Source organism: Ruegeria sp. AB10 (genome assembly GCF_056542745.1).
Genome location: NZ_JBQGAI010000006.1, coordinates 77,079 through 95,988, shown reverse-complemented (window position 1 = coordinate 95,988; position 18,910 = coordinate 77,079). Strand labels below are relative to the sequence as shown.

Below are 18,910 nucleotides of genomic sequence, written 5' to 3'. Positions count from 1 at the left end.
GTTTAGCGGATTGTGGTTGAAGCGGAACTGTGCCCATGATTAAATTTGATGGTTTTGAATCCAAAAACAAAGCAATAGGATTGTTTTCTATCTTCATGTTCTTGGCGGTTTCCATTCTGAAGCAACAGCCGGGGAGCTCTCTAATTTTTGCCCACATTGCATATACTTCACTTATTGGAAGAATAAACTTTGAGGCGAAAATAAATGATAAACATTTGTTCCCAATTCTGGGGATTATGTCGATTTTGTCGGCAGTCTCTATTAACCTCCTCAATAGCATTTATTGGGGGTTAGGTGAATTAATTCTTAATTCATTCGCAATAGCAATTCTGACCAGAGCATATAGAAGGGGTAAGGAATGACTTGTGAACAAAAACCACATCCGAATTTTGGGCAGCTTCATAACGCATTTGAAACCGTGACCAGTGTCTTTGGGCTTTCGGCAGTATCTTTAGGTGCCGCAGCTCTCGGAGCCACTGCTCTTGGCGTGCTTTTTTTTCCAGGAATACTGGGCACAGCTGCCGTTCTCGGGTGGACGGCACTTGGCATGGGGGTATTGAGTGGATTTACGTGGATAACTAGTGAAGCAGTAGATGCCTTGGGAGACTCTATGTATGGTGAGGACGGATTTGACCCCGCACTCAGCCCCTTCCTGGACGATCTTTTTAGTGATCTATTTATGGGCGCTGAATTTGGTAACAAAGACGATTTAAATTGCGATGATGCCTTCAATAGTCCGCCAGTTTCCCCTCTCGTCATTGATTTGGATGGCGATGGAATTGAGCTGACGTCACTTGATGAATCCCCGACTTTCTTCGATTTAAATGTCGATGGCTTTGCCGAGCACACCGGGTGGGTTGCCCCTGACGACGGGTTGCTTGCCATGGATGCAAACGGCAATGGTAACATTGACGACAATTCAGAATTATTTGGCAACGCAACTGGGTACAGTAATGGCTTTGCTCAGTTGGAACAATTGGATTCAAACTCCGATGGAGTAATTGACGAAAATGATGATCAGTTTGCGAATCTCCTCATCTGGCGCGATCTGGATCAGGACGGCAAGTCTGACGACGGTGAACTTCAAAGCCTGAGTGATGTGGGTATAACCTCAATAGATCTTAATGCTACTGAGGTTGATGAAACCAACCAAGAACACTTGGTGTCTCACAGCAGTAACGTGACCTTTTCTGATGGCAGCACTGGATTAGTCGAAGATATTCATTTCCAAAACAACACGGGCATATCAGTCGCAGTTCTTCCCGAAAATTTCGAATACAACGCGGAAGCTTTGGCTATGCCTGTGCTCTGGGGCTACGGGCAAATCAGTTCGACTTGGGTTGCCTTGTCTTTGGACGATGACTTGCGTTCTGAGGCCGCTGACTTAATGGGACTACTGTCGGCGGGTGACATAGCCAGTTTCAAGTCCCAGTTCGAAAGCTTTCTTTTTAACTGGGCTGATGTTGCAGATGTAGACCCAAGTAGCCGTGGCAGCCACATTGACGCTCGCAAATTGGCTTTTCTAGAGAAAGCATATGGCACTGGCTACGTTGACCAATATGGCGGCTCTGACCCGCGCGTTAATGCGGGCAGAGAGATTGGCGAGTCCTTTGATCAACTATTAGAGAAGCTTGCGGGGCGGTTTATGGCGCAATCGGCAACCGCGAGTGCATTTTTTTCGATGAGCAGCTTGGATGATTTTTACACAGAATTCTCAAGTCATCCTCTAAGTGCTCTAGCAATTCTAACAACAAACTATTCGCCGACTAGTCCGGCGTTGAGCGGTGACTTATCTAAAGTCCTTTCTGGGTTGCAAAATTCAATTGGGAATGGAACGATCACTGCGTCTAGCGCAATTGCCGCCGTAGAGCTTCTGCAAGAAGACATGAGTGCTAGCAAAGAAGAATTTACACTCTTACTACAGGTCGCTGCAGTAAAGGCTGGTTTGGACCCGTCTACCGAATTCCTAACCTCCTTAACTTCCTTGGAGGGTCAGCAACTTCTAGACGGCACAACAGGCAACGACACAATTACGGCAAACGGTGCAAGTTACATCAAAGCTGACGCTGGTGATGACATTGTTGCTGGAAGTTCAGAGAGCGACCTAATCTTCGGTGGTGAAGGCAACGACACGCTGAATGGGGGCGCTGGAGGGGATATCTACGCCTACAGTCTTGGCGACGGCAGTGACACGATCCGCGACTATAGCACCAAAGGTAGTGAAAACGACCGCCTTGTTTTCACCGATGTGAATGCCGATGACGTAACCTTCTCGCAGAATTCCGGTAAAGATCTGATCATCACATTGAGCAATGGCGACACGATCACCATCACCGACCACTTCGACAATGGTTGGGAAGATATGGAGTTGATCGAGTTTGCTGACGGTACCGTGCTCGATTTGGCCGGGATTGCCGCAAAAACGATTAGCGATCAGAATGGCGATGGCAACGATGTGGTACGTGGCAGCAACGACGCTGACACGTTCCACGGCGGGGTCGGTAACGACACGCTGATCGGCGGCACTGGCGCCGATACCTACATCTACAGCCTCGGCGATGGCAGTGATACGATCAAAGACTATAGCACCCGGAGCGAGGACGACCGTCTTGTTTTCACCGATGTGAATGCCGACGACGTAACCTTCTCGCAGAATTCCGGTAAAGACCTGATCATCACGTTGAGCAATGGCGACACGATCACCATCACCGACCATTTTGACAATGGTTGGGAAGATATGGAGTTGATCGAGTTTGCTGACGGTACCGTGCTCGATTTGGCAGGGATTGCCGCAAAAGCGATCAGCGACCAAAATGGTGACGGCGACGACGTGGTACGCGGTAGCACCGGCTCTGACACGTTCCACGGCGGCGTTGGTAACGACACGCTGATCGGTGGCACTGGCGCCGACACCTACATCTACAGCCTCGGCGATGGCAGTGATACGATCAAGGACTATAGCACTCGGAGTGAGGACGACCGGCTTGTCTTCACCGATGTGAACGTTGACGACGTGGTGTTTTCGCAAAATTCCGGTGAGGACTTGGTGATCACGCTGAGCAATGGCGACACAGTCACCGTCACCGATCACTTCGACAATACCAGGGAGCAGATGGAACAGATCGAATTTGCGGACGGTACTGTACTAGATCTGGCCGGGATCGCCGCGAAGTCTCTATTGGGTGGCTCCGGTGATGACACCATTGTCGGCTTTTCAACAGACGACTTGATTTCTGGCGGTGCTGGGGATGACGTTCTAACTGGCGGAGCTGGCGCTGATGAGTTCGTATTTGATACCCAGACGGCCAGTGGTGCTGATCGGATCACCGATTTTGAGTTGAATTCAGACCAGATTCATCTCTCCGGAGGCTCCTACGCAGATCTTACATTCGTTGACACCGGGTCCGGTACACGCATCGAGTGGGACAACGGCTCGGTTGAACTCGATGGCATTGCTGTCGCATCGCTGACAGAAGATCAATTCTCGTTCGTATAAAAATCTCTACCCCTGGGCGGCGGCAAATTGCACCGCCCAGGGATAATTTGATTTGAGCCTCTTACAGGGGCACAAACAACCCTACGGGTATCTTCTCACCCGAAACTCTGCCACCTGCGTTAAACCCACCGTTAAAAACGCTGTACGGCGGTCCTGATATCGTTCCCTCGTCTCCGATTTCACAAATCGCTTGCGAACGGCCCGATCTTCGGCATGATCAGGGCAGCGGGTGCATCGCACCTCCCCTGAACTCAGTTCAGGTATTTCCCCTACAATCAGCCAGCTAATTTGCCTCCACGAGTTATTCGATGGAGCAAATTATCCATGTCCACCAAACCCAAGGGGCAGACCAATGTAGCGGCGACACGCAAGGTGGAGGTGTTCCGGCCGGGCACCTTCAAGGCGATGAACGGCCAGGAATACGCGTTCACCGAAGCTGACGTGGCCGCAATGGCATCCGGGTACGATCCCGAGGCCGCGCCAGCTCCGGTTGTTGTTGGCCACCCCAAGCACGACGATCCGGCTTTCGGTTGGGCATTAGGCTTTGAGGTCAACGAGAACGGCACGCTGGTGGCCGAGCTGAACAAGCTGGCCCCCGAGTTCGTCGAGGCCGTTGAAGAAGGCCGCTACCGTAAGGTGTCGATGAAGTTCTTCGCGCCTGATGCCTCGAACAACCCAGTCCCTGGCAACTACTACCCGCGCCATATCGGTTTTCTGGGCGGTGCCGCCCCGGCCGTGAGCGGTCTGGCCCCGGTCGAATTTGCTGACAGTGGCGATGACGATCTGATCGAGGTGGCGTTTTCGCTGCCAGAGATCGCCGAGAGCAGCGGCTCGATCTTCCGCCGCATCCGCGAGTTTTTCATCGAGAAATACGGGATGGATGCCGCAGACCAAGCCGTCCCTGAATATCACATCCGCTGGATCGAGCAGGCAGGCGATGAGCCTGAAACTGCCCCCGGCTTTACCTCACCTGAACCAAAGGAGACCTCAATGGGTGGAGATCCCAAAGACCTCGCGGCCCGCGAGGCTGATCTGGCCAAGCGCGAACGCAAGCTGCTGCATACTGCAAGCGTTGCCTTTGCAGACGATCTGATCGCCAAGGGCAAGCTGCTGCCGGTCCAGAAAGACAGCGTGGCTGCGCTGCTGGATGAACTGGGCGGTCTGTCTGAGACCGAGATCTCGTTCTCGGATGATGGGACCGAGAAAACCACCAACCCGGCCGACCTGCTGAAAGACATCCTGAATGCGCAGCCGGAGATCGTGCCGCAAGGCGAGACCGATCTGGGCGATGAGCCGGGTTCGGCCAATGTGTCCTTTGCCGCACCGGATGGTCTGTCGGTGGATCGCGAAGACCTCGCGCTGCACGGCAAAGCGGTCGCGTTCCAAAAAGCCAACCCCGGCACGGCCTATATCGACGCCGTCGCCGCTGTGCAGGGAGTCTGATCCATGGGACCGCTTTTGTCCTCCATTTCTGTTCTGAGCATTTCCGTCACGCTGACGGGGAATGTCACCGCGCATCGCTTCGTCACGGTCAACGGCACACAAGCCGGTGACGGTGAGGCCGCAATCGGCGTGTCGCATAACGACGAAGTCACCGGTCGCGCCGTTGCCGTCGATATCATCGGCGTGCGCGACATGATCGCCGGTGCCCCCATCGCCAAGGGGGCCGAGGTCCAGTCGGACGCAAACGGGCAGCCGATCACCAAAGCCGCAGGGGTTGCCACCGGGCTGGCCCTGACCGCCGCCGCCAATCCCGGCGACATCGTCAAAATCCTTGTGAAGTAAGGGGCCACTATGACTCGTAACATGAACACTGCTCAGGCCCGTGTAATCGACCCGATCCTGTCAACACACGCGCAGGGCTATCGCAATCTTGAAATGATCGGGCACCTGCTTTTGCCGGTGGTGGATATTCCGACCCGTGGCGTCCGCGTGCTGAAATTCGGCAAGGACAGTTTCCGCAAGATGAACACGCGCCGCGCGCCCGGCGCGGAATACCAGACCGTGCAGTATGGCTACGCCTCCAACCCGGTGGCCCTGCAGCAGGAAGCTCTGGCTGCAAAGGTGCCGTGGGAAAACATGGAAGAAGCCTCCAAGGTGCCCGGCGTTGATCTGGCGCGCGGCAGCGTCGAGATGGTTCTCGACATCATCGCCCTTGGCCGCGAATTCGACATCGCCGGGATTGTTCGGGATCCGAACAACTACGGTGCCAACAACAAGATGTCTCTGACCGGAACTGACAAGTGGTCGGACCCCGACAGTGAACCGGCAAAGGACATCAAGGAAGGCAAAGAACAGATCCGCCGCCGCATCGGTCGTTACCCCAACCAACTGACCATCGGCGCGTCCACGTTCAACGTGTTGAGCGAACATCCCAAGATCAAGGAGCAGTTTAAATACACCAGCTCCGACTCGATCACGGTCGAGATGCTGGCGAAGTATTTTGACGTCAAAAAGGTCATTGTCGGCAAGGCGGTGTTCCTGGACGACGCCGCGCCGGATGACGCGGATGCGCAGGATATCTGGGGCGACGATGCGATCCTGTCGTTCAAGCCGGAGGGCACGAATTACATGGTTCCGTCCTTTGGCTACACCTACCGCCTGCGCGGCCACCCGATGATCATGAAGCCCTATTCGGACGATAGCTGCGACAGCTGGGTCTACAAGATCAAGGAAGAATGGTCGCCTGAGCTGACCGGCGCGGATGCAGGTTTCCTCTTCCAGAACCCGATCTAAGCCATACCCCCCTGAGAGCAGGAGAGCGGGGATCAACCCCGTCACAGGCGTCCTGGGCATGACAGAAAACTGCCAACCCCAATCAACGGAGACCTGAAATGTCCCATATTGCGAACCACCGCATCAAGAAAGACGGCAAGTATTACGCGGCCGGAGATCCCATCGAGCTGACCGACGACGATCTGGCGGACCTGCCGGACGGCGCGGTGCGTGAAGCGGATCCCGAAGACGCGCCTGCAGACGAAACCGGCGATACTGACAAGAACGTCGCCGACGTTGTGAAGGCTGAGGCCGAGACATTCGCCAAGGTGCGCGCGGCCGTGCTGGAGTTGCCCGATGAGGCCTTCAAGAAGGATGGCGATATCCGCGCCGACGCGCTGCGTGAGCTGAACGAAAAGCTCGGGATGCAGCTGACCGCTGAAAACGTCGCCGTTGCCAAGGCATCCAAAGAGTAAACGACGATGGGGCGTTTCCTGACCTCTGACGGCTTTATTGCCCAGTTCGGCGAGGCCGAAGCCCAGCTGATCGCGGGCACCGGAGCCTTCAACAGCCTGGAAGGCAGCCAGATCGACGTGGCGCAGATCGACAAGGAAATCGCCTTTGTTGATGAGCTGATCGCCGGGTTCGTAATCGTGCGCCATGACTGGCTGCGCACGGTCGATGTTCAGGACATGCCCAACCTGCTGCAGGGCTTCGGTTACGACATCGTGCGGTACCGCCTGCGTGACAAGAAAGGCAGTCAGGGTCAGATCACCGACACTGTCGAGGAGCGATACAAGGCCGCCATGAAGGGCCTGCAGGCCATCAGCGAAGGCAAACTGGATCTGCCGCGCGACCGTCTGGACGGCGCTGACCTGGACAGCATCGAAACACCCGACCCCAATCGTGTTTCAGAACGGTCGGCGGCAGCGGCAAAACGTGCAACCGATCTATACACCCGATCCGTCGGCCGCTTGGGTCGCGCACAGGACGCGCTGCGCGCCCGTATGCGCCGCACCAATCAGGTCATCGCCACACAGCGCGCACGGTTGCGATCCTCGGCCGCGATGATGCGCGACGGTGCGATTGGCGTCGGCCGGGCGGCGTTAGTCGCCGGTGGCCTCTGGACCGCCTATAGCGGCACCGTCTCGGCGGCGGGTGCTGCGATGCTAAGCCCGACCCGTCAGTTTGAGCGGTTCCAGACCGTTCTCACCACCACGGAAGGTTCGGCGCTGGCCGCGCAGGAGGCCATGAAGTGGGTCGAGGATTTCGCCGTCAAAACGCCTTATGAGCTGGACCAGGTCATGGCGTCTTTCGTGCAACTGCGCGCCTATGGCCTCGATCCCACCAACGGGATGCTGAAAACGCTGGGCGATGCCTCGGCCGCGATGAACAAACCGCTGATGCAGTCCGTTGAGGCTATGGCCGATGCTGTCACGGGCGAAAACGCAATCTGGCCAAACGCATCTGTGCCATCATCGATGCAGATCCACATCTGACCTATGCCGAGCCGTTTGTTGGCATGGGCGGGATTTTCCTACGCCGTCGCAAACAGGCCCGCGCCGAATTCATCAACGACGCCCAGCAGGACGTCTACAACCTGTTTCGCATCCTGCAGGAGCACTACGTCGCCTTTCTGGATCTGATGCGCTTTCAGCTGACCACACAGGCCAACTTCAATCGCCTGGTCAAAACCGATCCGGCCACACTGACCGACATGCAGCGCGCAGCGCGGTTCCTATACCTGCAGCGCACCGCGTTTGGTGGTAAGGTGTCGGGGCGCAACTTCGGTCTCTCAGCCGACCGTCCGGCCCGCTTCAACCTGACCACTCTGGAGTCTGATCTCGAGGCGCTGCACACCCGCTTGTCCGGCGTCACCGTGACTTGCATGGACTATGCGGAATTCATCCGCCGCGTTGAGCGGCCGAGCGCGTTCTTCTATCTCGATCCGCCCTATTGGGGCTGTGAGACAGACTATGGCAAGGCGCTGTTTGAGCGTGCTGATTTTGAGCGGATGGCCGTTCACCTGAAGGACATCCGGGGCAAGTTCCTGCTGTCGATCAACGACGTACCCGAGATCCGCGAAATCTTCTCGGAGTTCCGGATCACACCCGTCGAGACCACCTACACCATCGGCAAAACCAATGACTCGCGCGGGACAGCGCGGGCCGAACTGCTGATCAGCAATTTCTGGTGGGGGGAATGATGGGTGACCGCCTGGTAAAACGAAATCGACCCCTACGCGGCCGAGTGGCTGCGCTATTTAGCTGCAAATCTTCGTATCGCGCTGTACGTTCCACTTCAAAACCAATGCAGAGAACAAATAATGAACGAAATTGCCACTTTACTCAATCTACCCCTAGATACTTTGGCTGTCCTCGGGACGGGATATGTTTGTTACAAACTTGCTTATACCGGGCAATCAAGTCACCTCACAGGGATCGACGTAACATTTATTTCTCTGGCATTCGGTCTGGTTGTAAAGTTGATGATCATCTTCATAGAACAGTGCATCAACACGCATGAGATGGCAGTGATCGTTGCCAGCATCGTTACAATTTGTATGTCACTTGTTTGGAGGAAATGGGGGGTTCAAGCAGTTCAGGCTGTTTTGCGCCTGACGAACGTGTCTTACTCAGACGGAAAGTCCAGTGCTTGGGACACACTCAGAATATCGACATCAGATCGCCCCACTCAATTGATCGTTAGAACAAACTCTGGTCAGGCGTTGATGTGCGATTACCTCAAAAGTTTCGAAGATCTACCGCATGGGCCGTGCCTTTACGGGCAGGACGGTTCAGTCTCACTTTATGCTACGCACGTTCGAATGCCATCGGAAAACGAATGGATCAAAGCGACCTGGACCAAGACCGAACTGGGTGCACAAATGACCTACATACCAAAGGATAATGTGGCGTCTATAGAAGTCAGGTACCTTACCACTTAGGCTTTTCTGACTTCGCAACAGCTGTTTCAGTCGCCTCACCTGCCTTGGGCTTTTCCGAGTTTAATTCGGTATAAAACTCCGGTCCAGCATCACCCGACTTGGGGTTTTCGGAGAATGGAGCATCATGTGAGGTGTTCCGTTTTTCTTTATCGCTCATCAATCAACTCCAAGCAATTCAACGTGTAAGTTACTCATAGATTTAGGGTTCGCAATAACAACCCAGTCGCGGCAATTGCGTTCTTGTGGCCCAAATCTAGCATCCAGCAGTAGATTGCCACGCAAGTGTGTGGCAGCGGCATTTGTGGAAACCGAAACCTTGGAAAAAATTGCAGTCTGCCTAATTGGATTTTAGAATTCTTGCCAAGTCGCCTAAAGCGGCACCCAATGCCAGTCTAGTGCGTTCTGGGTTCTCCTCGATTTCTTCCCTTTGAGCGAGCCCCAAACTTAAGGACAAGATGCCGCTGCTCCCCCCATCTCTCTTAATAATCCTCCGTCTTCCGGGAGTTTCTTCAAACTCGATAGCTTCGAGAGTAGAGACCTTTTCCTGAACATGTCGAACGGAAGCTCTGCCGCGAACAATCTCCAGTTGCCCCAAAGATTCACCAGTTTCAGGATCAGTTAATTCAGGGCCAAGTGCGTATACAAGGTACGTGTCGCCTTTCTTCACACCCTGTTCTGAGCCTTTGTTGATTGCTACACTGAACTCGTTCAGAACGTGTACAACTACTGCTGGCTTCTTGTGTTCTTCACTCATGCATGTGCCCCGGTTTTATGAGGAGTTTTTCCTTCATTTCTTTTAGTTTTCCTACGTCAAAGTCTACTTCTGCTGACGAGATCGGCACAAGCTGGACAAGCTTATTCGATTGGATGTTGAAGACGTATGCCGAAAAAACGAACTGCTCAACATCATCTTGAAACTTGAAGACAGAGACCGCAGTCCGATATGCCATCCACTCACAGGGTTCGGTGATAATCTTGCCATCTTCAAGGATCACCTTCACTTTCGGAGACCGGAAACCAAATTGAGCTGCGGGACGAAAGCGCACCATCCAGACAAGCGGTGGAATCAATAACCAGTACACGCCATTCACAAAAACGAACATGGCGTTCGTATCGATCCAATCCTGACCGAGAGTGAGCGATAGTCCAATGTATATTACACCTAGAACACCAGTCGTACCCACCAAGACAGTTAAGAATTCCTTTAGTGGTGTGGGCATAGAGTTTCTGATCTCGAGATGTCGTAGTTAGCACAACAATGGCAACAACTTAGTGGGGAAGCAAGTAAGTTCCGGTACTCACTAAAGGTGTTTGGTTCAATATCCGAAGAAGCTGCAACTTTCACGGCGCTCCAATAGGCAGCTCGTCAATCATATCGGCGCGGCAACGCTGTATCTTAACCGCACAATCGGTTGAAGTGTTGGTGAAACGGGAGCTGGTCTTGGTGGAGGCAGTCCAATCCGGCGCGCCACTATTACCGCTCAGTGCTGATTTCTGTCCGGATTAACTGCCAATAGCCGCGCCTGTGCCTGCCAATAGCCGCGCCGCGCTATACACTGGCCCGAAAGAACCGAAAGACTATGCAGGTCTGGGAAGGGGAGTATGAACGCAAGGCCCAAAAGGCAAAGTTGTCAAACCCACACAAAAAACCGTCAAACCCTGATAAGGAGATCGAGTCAGATGAATGAAAACCGCTTATTTTTCATTAAGTTAAATGGTGCCCGGGGGCGGAATCGAACCACCGACACGAGGATTTTCAATCCACTGCTCTACCCCTGAGCTACCCGGGCACGGGAACGATGTTTATCGTTGGGTGGAGGCCTTCTATGACTTGCCACAGGCGGTGTCCAGAGGCTTTTTGACATTTTTTCAATGTGGGCGCGATTGCTCGGTTTCGCCTTCGGGGAGATCTGCGTCCAGGTCCTCTTCGCGCTGCGAAGGGACCGCATATGACCCGTTCAGCCACTTGGCCAAATCGACGTCAGCGCAGCGTTTGGAGCAGAACGGACGGAATCTGATCACCGTGTCTTCGCCACAGATCGGACAGCTCATTTCAGCCCCTCAGTCAGGGGAATACGGCCACGTTTGCGCTGCAGCTCATAGTGACCCAGCGGGGTCCAGCCGGCCAAAGTGGTCTCGATCCCATCCGCCTTGAACGCAGCGCGCAGGGCCGATTCAAATCCCCGGCGGTCTTTCTTAGGCATGGGGGCAAGATCCAGGGTGATTTGCCCGCCGAGACCGCGCACGCGCAGCGCGCGGGGCAGCGCCTTGGCGCAGGCAAAATTAACCTTGGTACCGGCGGCCAGAGATGTATCGGAGCCGGTATTCACATCCACGGCGACCAGCGCGCGTGTGGGCTGGATATAGAGATGCCCTCCGCCCGGCAGCGGCTCGGAAATTCCGCGCGCAACGTCCAGAGCATCCAGTACACCATGCGACTCGAACCCTCCGGCTTGAGTCACGACCTCAGCCGGGTCGGTCCAGTCGCGCCAGGCCAACACATGCGGGCCGTCCCCTTCCAGCAGCAGTTCGGGCTCGGTTCCGTGGTCGTTGATAACCTGATCGGCATGGGCCAGCATGGCGCTGATATCTTCAGCGATCTCGCCTGCGTCCTCTCCCGCGCAACAGGACCGCAGGATCAGGCCATAATCGCTGCCCTCCATGCACTCATGCGCGATCTCGAGCAGGCGGTCGCGTTCATCCTCGTCACGGATGGAACGTGAAATATTCAGGCCCGGCGCATCGGGTGTGACAATCGCATAGCGACTTTTGAACAGGATGCGGTCGGTTACAGGCAGCGCCTTGCCCGGCTCGGCGTAACCCGTCACCTGCACCAGCATCAGCGCACCGGGGGCAAGCCCCTTGACCTGCCGCAAAAAGGCCGGGCCATCGGGTGTTGTCAGGAACATGCCGCCCTGCCCTTTGACCGGACGGTCGGCGCGGGCGCGATAGATCGTACCCGGCGCAGGGGCATCTGCGGCGATCAGGAAATCGTCTAGCTTGCCGTCCACCATCAAAGCGGCGGCTTCGCGGTTGTCGATGTGGTCCAGAACGATGGTGCGACCCTTCATGATGCCTCACGATACAGGGGATAGCCGATGCCTTGCAAAAGGGCGGCTGTTTCGGAAAGGGGTAGACCGACGATGCCGGTGAACGACCCCGAAATCCACGGGATAAACGCGCCAGCGGGGCCTTGGATGGCATAGGCCCCAGCCTTGCCCTGCCAATCTCCGGTTGCCAGATAGGCATTGATTTCGACATCGGACAGCCGCTTGACCTTGACCTGAGAAACCACGTCGCGCTGCAGCACCCGGTCCCCGCGCCGCACAGCGACCGAGGTGATCACACGGTGCCGCCGACCGGACAGAGCGTGCAGAAACTCAGCCGCTTGCCCTGCATCTTCGGGTTTGCCCAGAATGCGGCGGCCCAGCGCGACAGTGGTATCTGCACAGAGAGTGATATCGTCATTATCCGCCTGAACCGCCTGCACTTTTTCCCGCGTGATGCGGCTGCAATAGGGCACGGGCAACTCGCCCTTCAAAGGCGTCTCGTCAATGTCGGGGGCGCGGATGGCATCGGGCTGCACGCCAAGCTGGGACAGCAGGTCCAGCCGCCTTGGGCTGCCCGATCCTAAGATAAACGCCATTGCGGCAGGCGTTACTTGAAGCGGTAGTTGATCCGACCCTTGGTCAGATCATAGGGGGTCATCTCGACCTGAACCTTGTCGCCGGCCAGAACGCGGATGCGGTTCTTACGCATCTTGCCTGCCGTATGTGCGATGATCTCATGGCCGTTTTCCAGCTCGACCCGAAACGTCGCATTAGGCAGGAGTTCCTTCACGACACCGGGAAATTCGAGCGTATCTTCCTTGGCCATGTTGTCTCCATCATTACGTTGCACTCGCAGAATCTGCGAGGATGTGCGCTTAAATGAGCCTATTTTGGGCTTATTTCAAGGGCGGAATCACCTAAAGGGGGGATATTGTGACTGAATCGACTCGGGGCGCCTGCTCTTCCCAGTGGGTGCGGTTCAGTACATTTCCGTCGGCGCGGACCTCGGCAATGGCTGACAGGTCAACCTCAGCATAGGTCCAGCCGGGCTGGTTCAGGGTGCCCTCGGACAGCACGCCGGTCGCCGGAAAGCCCTTGTCCGGCGGGCCGAAAATGCCGCCGGTGCCGGTGTTCATGTCCACCGTCTCGGACCAGTCATTGCTGCCGACCAGCGAAGCCATTGCCGTAACGCATTGATTTTCCAGCGCCCGCGACATCGCGCCGATCCGTACACGCCAATAGCCTGCCAGTGCCTCGGTGCAGGATGGAACGAGGATCAGGTCGGCTTCCTGCAGGGCGCGGCCCAGCAGGGGAAACTCGCTGTCATAGCAGATCAGAACGCCGATCTTGCCCAAGGCGGTATCGAACAGCTTGAGCGGGCCGCCGGGTGCGATATCCCAATCCTCGCGCTCGAACCGGGTCATGATCTGCTTGTCCTGATGACCCTGCTGACCATCGGGGGCATAGATCACGGCACGGTTCACCGGACGGCCCGGACCGTCGACGACCGGAGCCGATGCACCCAGAATGTACGTATTGTATTCCCGCGCAAGACGCTGGTGCAGGGCCTGAGCGTCTTCCATCCGATCCGACACTGCCCGGATCGAACGCTCCAAGTCACCGGCCACTTCGGTGCCATCGAGCGTTGAAAGCTCCATCGCGCCGTATTCGGGGAAGACCAGCAATTCGGCCCTCTGTTTGGCCGCGTCAGAAACCCAGTGATCCAGCTTGTCCTCATACTGCGCCCAACTGTCGAGCCAATCGAGGTTATAGGCAGCAGTTGCGACTTTCATGGGTGGCATCCATTCAACAGGTCAGAGGTTTTGACATCCGATTTCCCGGCCCAGCATTGCAGAGCTTTCTCACATGGGAAAGAAATGTGCTCAATTCCGAAAACAACCTTTTCACCTGTTCAGGCGACATCCTGAGGTTTCGATGAAAACACTCTTTCCGACCAGCCTTGCTTGTGCTCTGCTCGTAGCCTGCACTGCGCCAACGGCCTATCAAACAGCCAGCACCTCGGACCTTTGGGTTCAGCATAGCGCAGCACAATCGCCGTTAGAACTGGCTTATATCGAAGCTGAACTGGCCAGCCGGGGGCAGCGCAGCTCTGGGGTGTCCTATCTGGGCCAGCGCACGGCTGTTGCTTATGGAAAGCCCCGGTACCAACGGGACGCCGAGCGATCCGGTGATCTGGATTGCAGCGACTTTGCCTCAGCCGCCGAGGCGCAAAAGGCGTTTCTGGCCGCAGGCGGTCCGCTGTCAGATCCCAACAATCTGGATGCGGACGGAGACGGGTTGGCCTGTGAGTGGGGTAGAACCCTTACAGAAAACGCCAAGCGATACCGCGCGCCGGTGCAACGCTCGGCATCGCGCACGTGCTATATCGGTCCGCGCGGCGGGACATATACGATCACGCCAAGCGGAAATAAGAATTACAGCGGATGCTGAAAAACGCGCTTACAGATCCCTGATCCAGAATTGCAACGGTTTCTGGGTCTCATCCTCTTGACCGACATCCTTCCACGAAAACTGCGCCACCGCGCCGGGCAGCGGTTCATATCCCCGCGCGCGCCAGAAGCCATCCAGTGGGCGGTAGCTTTCCGGCCGCATCGGATGATCTGCCGGGCGCTGCACGCTACAGAAGGCGCATTTGCTGAACCCCATCGCGCGAGCGTGGGTCTCGCGCAGGTCAAAGAATTTGTGGCCAACACCCTGCCCCCGATAGTCAGACAGCAAAACGGATTCGGCGCAGTAGAAGATTTCGGACAGATCCAGCCCGGACCCATCGAAGGCCGCGGCGAAATCGTCGGCGTGTTCATTCAGAGGCGCCCCGGTCGAGGCTCCGATCAGGCGGTCGCCGTCAAAGGCGCCGACCACGATGGCCTTGTCGCTGTCGCGGTAGGATTGCAGGTACCTGCGTTCATAGTCCAGATCACCGTCATACAGGTACGGCCACGCCCGAAACACTTCGATCCGCAGACGCGCCACGTCGTCCAGAGCGGCCTCAAGCGCCGCTCCGATCAGAGGGCGGACGGCGGTGACCTCAGCCATTCGAGACCTGCTTGGTCCAGTCGGCGAGGTTGTAGAAGGTGGTAACGCGGGTGATCTTGCCATCCTTCAGGTCAAAGAACGACCCGGCGGGCAGACGATAGGTCTGGCCATGTGCTTCGGGCAGGCCCTCATCGGTCTCCAGATAGGTGCCGTTCACGATGAATTCGGCTGCGGCGCGAGTACCGCCTTGGGCGTCGAACACCACGATATCGGTCAGGTTCTCGCGGTAGCAGCGGTTCATGTGATCGCAGAAGGCGGCGAATTTCTCTTTGCCGACACGGATCTGGCCTTCGTTTACATGATGGGCCACGTCATCAGACAGGCAGGCCAGCATGCCGTCCACATCGCCAGCGTTGAATGCCTCGAAATAGGTTTTGACGGTCTGGTTCATTATCACTCCGTAGGTTCGCCCCAGCGTTCTTTCAGATGCCCGATGATCTGATCGCGGGTCTGTCGGTAGTGATGTAGCTTTTCTTCGCGATTCTCGCCCAGCCCGGTAGGGTCCATTATTGGCCAATAATCGACATCCAGGTGAAAAATCCGGGTCAGTTCCAGCGCTTTTCGCTGACTGGCGGGCGACAGGGCAACCACGAGGTCAAAGGAACTGAGGTCATCGCCCCATTCCTGCATCTCGTCGAACGAGCGCGTCCGGTGGCGGGACAGTTCGACCCCGATCTCCTGGCAGACAGAAATGCAGAACCCGTCAATCTCAAGATCATTGCGCACTCCGGCAGATTGCACATAGGTGCCGGTGCCATAGAACTTCTTCATGATGCCTTCGGCCATCGGAGACCGGACCGAGTTATGGTCGCAACAGAACAGGACCGACTGCGGCAGAGGCGTCACCCGTCAGCCCCCGAAGTGCAGCACGCAGATCAGCGTGAACAGGCGACGGGCGGTGTCGGTGTCGATATCCGCTTTTCCTTCCAGCCGTTCCTGCAGCACGCGACTGCCTTCATTGTGGATGCCCCGCCGGGCCATATCGATGGTTTCAATCTGGCTGGGCGGCAGGGTCTTGACCGCGTTGAAATAGCTTTCGCAGATCTGAAAATAGTCTTTGACCACCTGTTTGAACGGCCCCAGCGACAGGTGGAATTCGGCCGCTTTTTCCTCGGCCTCGGTGGCGACATCGAACACCAGCCGCTTGTCCCGGATCGACAGCTGGACGTGATACGGCCCTTCAGGCACCTCGCGCCCGTCCCGCTGGGGCAGCGCAAAGCGATTTTCTTCCAGCAGGTCATAAATGGCAACCTTGCGCTCCTGCTCGATCTCGGGGGTCGGCGGGGGCAGGTTACGGTCATCCAGTTCGATATGCGAAATGCGGGTCATCTGCGTCAGGTCCGTTCGGGTCGAGACAGACTTATCGCAACTGAAAACCATGAACAACGCGGGAATAAACTAAATCGGGTGCATATTCGGATCGATCTGGTGCTTTCGCAACAAATGGTCCACCAGCGCGCCACGGTTCAGGCTTTGAGCATCAGCAAATATTTTCCGAAACCACGATCCATGAAAGTGGATCGACATCTTGTTCTGCCAATCCAGGAAATCCAGCTTGGACATGTCCGGGTCATTCCAAAGATGCCGGAATCGTGGAGGCAAAGCATACAATTCCGCGCGTGGGACCCCTCGTGACATTTCACCACTCTGGCTAATGAAATAATACAGCATAGGCGGCCCCAGACTAAACAGAGGCAAGCTCCAATACGTGGATTTTCCATATAGTTTCAGATAGGCCTGTTTGTGCGCGTCCGTCCACCAAGGTGGCACCAGATCACTGTCAAATGCGAAATCGCACATGGTCTGGAGGGACGGGCTGTCGTTTGGAAAGGCCATGACGCTGTTGATCAGCCGCTGGTTTTTTTTGTTTCCAAGAGGGAAAAGGTAGCCGTCCTTTGCTGTCAGTGGGCGAAGGGCATAGATATCCGCATCCACCCAGATATAGTCGGTTTTCTGAAGCAGTTTCAGCCGGAACAAGTCTGCGTGTACCGCCACGGATCGGTGGATCGGATCGCGGTAAATCTCTGGCGCATCGTATATTTCTCGGGCATCCCGGACTTCGATATAGTCCGGAATGTCCTCAAGGTCTCCATAGTGGTAGACGATCAGCTTTTGATCGACATCGGCAAAGGACTTCAGGCACAGGTGTTCAAGGAAACTGAACCTCTTGCCGATCCAGAGGGTAGCGACGCGCTCCAAATTCAACTCCTTCCACCAGATTGCCGCTGCGACTGCGCCGCAGGTCGGCAATCCGGTTCAAGCCTTTTCGGCTTGCCGGACATCAGATTGAATGACGCTGTGGCCGGCAGGCCATATAAGGTTCAGCCATTCAAACGTTTAAGCCGCGCGGTGACCGACAGGCCGTGCGCCTCCAGGCTTTCTGACTGTGCCAGTTGCTCGGCCGCGGGGCCAATTGCCCGCAACGCTTCCGGTGTCATCTGGCTGAGCGTGGTGCGTTTGAGGAAATCCATCACGCTGAGGCCCGAGGAAAACCGCGCCGACCGCGCCGTCGGTAGCACATGATTGGGGCCACCGACGTAATCGCCAATCGCTTCGGGTGTGTACTGGCCCAGGAAAATCGCGCCCGCGTGGACGGTTTTCTGGCTGAGCGCAACCGGGTCGGCGACGCACAGCTCAAGGTGTTCCGGGGCAATGCGGTTGGACAACGCCGCGGCCTCGTCCAGATCGCGCACGGTGATAACCGCGCCAAAGTCACGCCAGCTGGCCCCGGCGATCACGCGGCGTTGCAGGGTTTCCAGACGTATTTTGACGGCCTCTGCCACCGCCTGCCCAAATCCGGCATCATCGGTGATCAGGATCGATTGCGCGCTTTCGTCATGCTCGGCCTGGCTCAGCAGGTCCAGCGCGATCCAGTCGGGATCATTGTCCTTGTCCGCGATCACCAGGATTTCGGACGGCCCGGCAATCATATCGATGCCCACCTTGCCGAAAACCCGGCGCTTGGCGGCTGCCACAAAAGCGTTCCCGGGGCCAGTGATCTTGTCCACCGGCGCGACGGACTCAGTACCATAGGCCAGCGCCGCAATCGCCTGCGCACCGCCGATGCGATAGATCGTATCCACACCCGACAACTGCGCCGCCAGCAGGACCAGCGGGTTCACCTGCCCGTCCGGCGTCGGCACCGCAATGGCCAGCCGCTCGACCCCCGCCACCTTGGCCGGGATCGCGTTCATCAAGACCGATGACGGGTAAGAGGCCAAACCACCCGGCACATAAAGCCCCGCCGCCGAGACCGCCGACCAGCGCCAGCCCAGGGTCGCTCCGGTGGCCTCGGTCCATTGGTGATCTTCGGGCATCTGCTTTTCGTGATAGGCCCGGATACGTTCGGCCGCCAGTTCCAGCGCCGCACGGTCCGCGTCCGAGACCTGCGCCACCGCATCCGCGATCTCAACAGCGGAAAAGGCCAGCGTTTCGGGCGTCAGGTCCAGCCGGTCGAATTTGGCGGTCAGTTCAATCACTGCCGCGTCACCGCGCGCACGAACATCCTCGATGATCTGCGCCACGGTGGCGTCCACATCCGGGCTGTCTTCTCGCTTGGCCGACAACAGCGCCTGAAAGGCGGTTTCGAACTCGGGCGATGAGGAATCGAGGAAAACGGGCATGGTCAGGCTCTCCGGGGCGTTTGAC

At 56.5% G+C, this 18,910-nt stretch carries 24 protein-coding genes and 1 tRNA gene; 10 read left to right on the top strand and 15 right to left on the bottom strand.

Going from position 1 to position 18,910, the window contains the following annotated elements:
* The first annotated feature begins 35 nt into the window (after positions 1 to 35).
* From ACR0NT_RS13325 to ACR0NT_RS13285, 9 genes are all read left to right on the top strand, one after another.
* The gene (locus ACR0NT_RS13325) at positions 36 to 362 is read left to right on the top strand and encodes a hypothetical protein (RefSeq protein ID WP_170674146.1); all 327 of its coding nucleotides are present in this window, start codon (positions 36 to 38) and stop codon (positions 360 to 362) included.
* Positions 359 to 3,496 (top strand): calcium-binding protein, encoded by a 3,138-nt coding sequence (locus ACR0NT_RS13320; RefSeq protein ID WP_170674148.1) that lies wholly within the window; start codon positions 359 to 361, stop codon positions 3,494 to 3,496. Before ACR0NT_RS13325 ends, ACR0NT_RS13320 begins: the two co-directional genes overlap by 4 nt.
* A gap of 324 nt (positions 3,497 to 3,820) precedes the next feature.
* Positions 3,821 to 4,939 carry a hypothetical protein gene (locus ACR0NT_RS13315; protein ID WP_170674150.1) on the top strand — a complete coding sequence of 373 codons (1,119 nt, stop codon included), beginning with the start codon at positions 3,821 to 3,823 and terminating at the stop codon, positions 4,937 to 4,939.
* Between the two features lie 3 nt (positions 4,940 to 4,942).
* Positions 4,943 to 5,281, top strand: coding sequence for a capsid cement protein (locus tag ACR0NT_RS13310; protein ID WP_170674152.1), 339 nt, complete (start codon positions 4,943 to 4,945; stop codon positions 5,279 to 5,281).
* Positions 5,282 to 5,290: 9 nt separating this feature from the next.
* Positions 5,291 to 6,232 carry a major capsid protein gene (locus ACR0NT_RS13305; RefSeq protein WP_170674154.1) on the top strand — a complete coding sequence of 314 codons (942 nt, stop codon included), beginning with the start codon at positions 5,291 to 5,293 and terminating at the stop codon, positions 6,230 to 6,232.
* Positions 6,233 to 6,330: 98 nt separating this feature from the next.
* Positions 6,331 to 6,687 (top strand): hypothetical protein, encoded by a 357-nt coding sequence (locus ACR0NT_RS13300; protein WP_170674156.1) that lies wholly within the window; start codon positions 6,331 to 6,333, stop codon positions 6,685 to 6,687.
* Between the two features lie 6 nt (positions 6,688 to 6,693).
* Positions 6,694 to 7,710: a phage protein Gp36 family protein gene (locus ACR0NT_RS13295; RefSeq protein ID WP_170674158.1), complete on the top strand. Its 1,017-nt coding sequence runs from the start codon at positions 6,694 to 6,696 to the stop codon at positions 7,708 to 7,710.
* Positions 7,665 to 8,417, top strand: coding sequence for a DNA adenine methylase (locus ACR0NT_RS13290; protein WP_170674270.1), 753 nt, complete (start codon positions 7,665 to 7,667; stop codon positions 8,415 to 8,417). Before ACR0NT_RS13295 ends, ACR0NT_RS13290 begins: the two co-directional genes overlap by 46 nt.
* A 120-nt stretch (positions 8,418 to 8,537) precedes the next feature.
* Complete coding sequence (locus ACR0NT_RS13285; RefSeq protein WP_170674160.1) at positions 8,538 to 9,158, top strand: hypothetical protein; 621 nt, start codon at positions 8,538 to 8,540, stop codon at positions 9,156 to 9,158.
* Here the strand turns inward: ACR0NT_RS13285 and ACR0NT_RS13280 are convergent.
* The 9 genes from ACR0NT_RS13280 to ACR0NT_RS13240 form a co-directional block, all read right to left on the bottom strand.
* Entirely contained in the window at positions 9,148 to 9,315 is a 168-nt protein-coding gene (locus ACR0NT_RS13280) for a hypothetical protein (protein WP_170674162.1), read from the bottom strand. The genes ACR0NT_RS13285 and ACR0NT_RS13280 overlap by 11 nt on opposite strands.
* 180 nt (positions 9,316 to 9,495) lie before the next feature.
* Positions 9,496 to 9,912, bottom strand: a complete 417-nt coding sequence (locus tag ACR0NT_RS13275) for a hypothetical protein (protein ID WP_170674164.1) — start codon at positions 9,910 to 9,912, stop codon at positions 9,496 to 9,498.
* Positions 9,905 to 10,378 carry a hypothetical protein gene (locus ACR0NT_RS13270; RefSeq protein ID WP_170674166.1) on the bottom strand — a complete coding sequence of 158 codons (474 nt, stop codon included), beginning with the start codon at positions 10,376 to 10,378 and terminating at the stop codon, positions 9,905 to 9,907. Before ACR0NT_RS13270 ends, ACR0NT_RS13275 begins: the two co-directional genes overlap by 8 nt.
* Positions 10,379 to 10,873: 495 nt before the next feature.
* Positions 10,874 to 10,948, bottom strand: a tRNA-Phe gene (locus ACR0NT_RS13265).
* 79 nt (positions 10,949 to 11,027) lie between these two features.
* Positions 11,028 to 11,210 (bottom strand): DNA gyrase inhibitor YacG, encoded by a 183-nt coding sequence (locus ACR0NT_RS13260; protein WP_170448454.1) that lies wholly within the window; start codon positions 11,208 to 11,210, stop codon positions 11,028 to 11,030.
* Entirely contained in the window at positions 11,207 to 12,229 is a 1,023-nt protein-coding gene (locus tag ACR0NT_RS13255; protein ID WP_170674168.1) for a ribonuclease E/G, read from the bottom strand. The genes ACR0NT_RS13260 and ACR0NT_RS13255 overlap by 4 nt, the downstream gene beginning before the upstream one ends.
* Positions 12,226 to 12,804: a Maf family protein gene (locus tag ACR0NT_RS13250; protein WP_170674170.1), complete on the bottom strand. Its 579-nt coding sequence runs from the start codon at positions 12,802 to 12,804 to the stop codon at positions 12,226 to 12,228. Before ACR0NT_RS13250 ends, ACR0NT_RS13255 begins: the two co-directional genes overlap by 4 nt.
* An 11-nt stretch (positions 12,805 to 12,815) precedes the next feature.
* The gene (gene infA, locus ACR0NT_RS13245) at positions 12,816 to 13,034 is read right to left on the bottom strand and encodes a translation initiation factor IF-1 (protein ID WP_005978431.1); all 219 of its coding nucleotides are present in this window, start codon (positions 13,032 to 13,034) and stop codon (positions 12,816 to 12,818) included.
* Between the two features lie 91 nt (positions 13,035 to 13,125).
* Positions 13,126 to 14,001, bottom strand: a complete 876-nt coding sequence (locus tag ACR0NT_RS13240) for a carbon-nitrogen hydrolase family protein (RefSeq protein WP_170674172.1) — start codon at positions 13,999 to 14,001, stop codon at positions 13,126 to 13,128.
* A gap of 142 nt (positions 14,002 to 14,143) precedes the next feature.
* On the opposite strand from ACR0NT_RS13240, the gene ACR0NT_RS13235 reads away from it, so the two are divergent.
* Positions 14,144 to 14,659 carry an excalibur calcium-binding domain-containing protein gene (locus tag ACR0NT_RS13235; protein ID WP_480443208.1) on the top strand — a complete coding sequence of 172 codons (516 nt, stop codon included), beginning with the start codon at positions 14,144 to 14,146 and terminating at the stop codon, positions 14,657 to 14,659.
* Between the two features lie 9 nt (positions 14,660 to 14,668).
* Here ACR0NT_RS13235 and ACR0NT_RS13230 read toward each other — a convergent pair whose 3' ends face one another.
* From ACR0NT_RS13230 to hisD, 6 genes are all read right to left on the bottom strand, one after another.
* Positions 14,669 to 15,262 (bottom strand): GNAT family N-acetyltransferase, encoded by a 594-nt coding sequence (locus tag ACR0NT_RS13230; RefSeq protein ID WP_170674176.1) that lies wholly within the window; start codon positions 15,260 to 15,262, stop codon positions 14,669 to 14,671.
* Positions 15,255 to 15,653 carry a ketosteroid isomerase-related protein gene (locus tag ACR0NT_RS13225; RefSeq protein WP_170327935.1) on the bottom strand — a complete coding sequence of 133 codons (399 nt, stop codon included), beginning with the start codon at positions 15,651 to 15,653 and terminating at the stop codon, positions 15,255 to 15,257. Before ACR0NT_RS13225 ends, ACR0NT_RS13230 begins: the two co-directional genes overlap by 8 nt.
* A gap of 2 nt (positions 15,654 to 15,655) precedes the next feature.
* A complete protein-coding gene (locus ACR0NT_RS13220; RefSeq protein ID WP_170448442.1) occupies positions 15,656 to 16,108 on the bottom strand; it encodes an arsenate-mycothiol transferase ArsC in 453 nt (150 codons plus the stop codon).
* Between the two features lie 3 nt (positions 16,109 to 16,111).
* The gene (locus ACR0NT_RS13215) at positions 16,112 to 16,591 is read right to left on the bottom strand and encodes a UPF0262 family protein (protein ID WP_170448440.1); all 480 of its coding nucleotides are present in this window, start codon (positions 16,589 to 16,591) and stop codon (positions 16,112 to 16,114) included.
* A gap of 69 nt (positions 16,592 to 16,660) precedes the next feature.
* A complete protein-coding gene (locus ACR0NT_RS13210) occupies positions 16,661 to 17,461 on the bottom strand; it encodes a glycosyltransferase family 32 protein (protein ID WP_480443206.1) in 801 nt (266 codons plus the stop codon).
* A 122-nt stretch (positions 17,462 to 17,583) separates the two neighbouring features.
* Positions 17,584 to 18,885 (bottom strand): histidinol dehydrogenase, encoded by a 1,302-nt coding sequence (hisD, locus tag ACR0NT_RS13205; protein WP_170674180.1) that lies wholly within the window; start codon positions 18,883 to 18,885, stop codon positions 17,584 to 17,586.
* Positions 18,886 to 18,910: the final 25 nt, after the last annotated feature.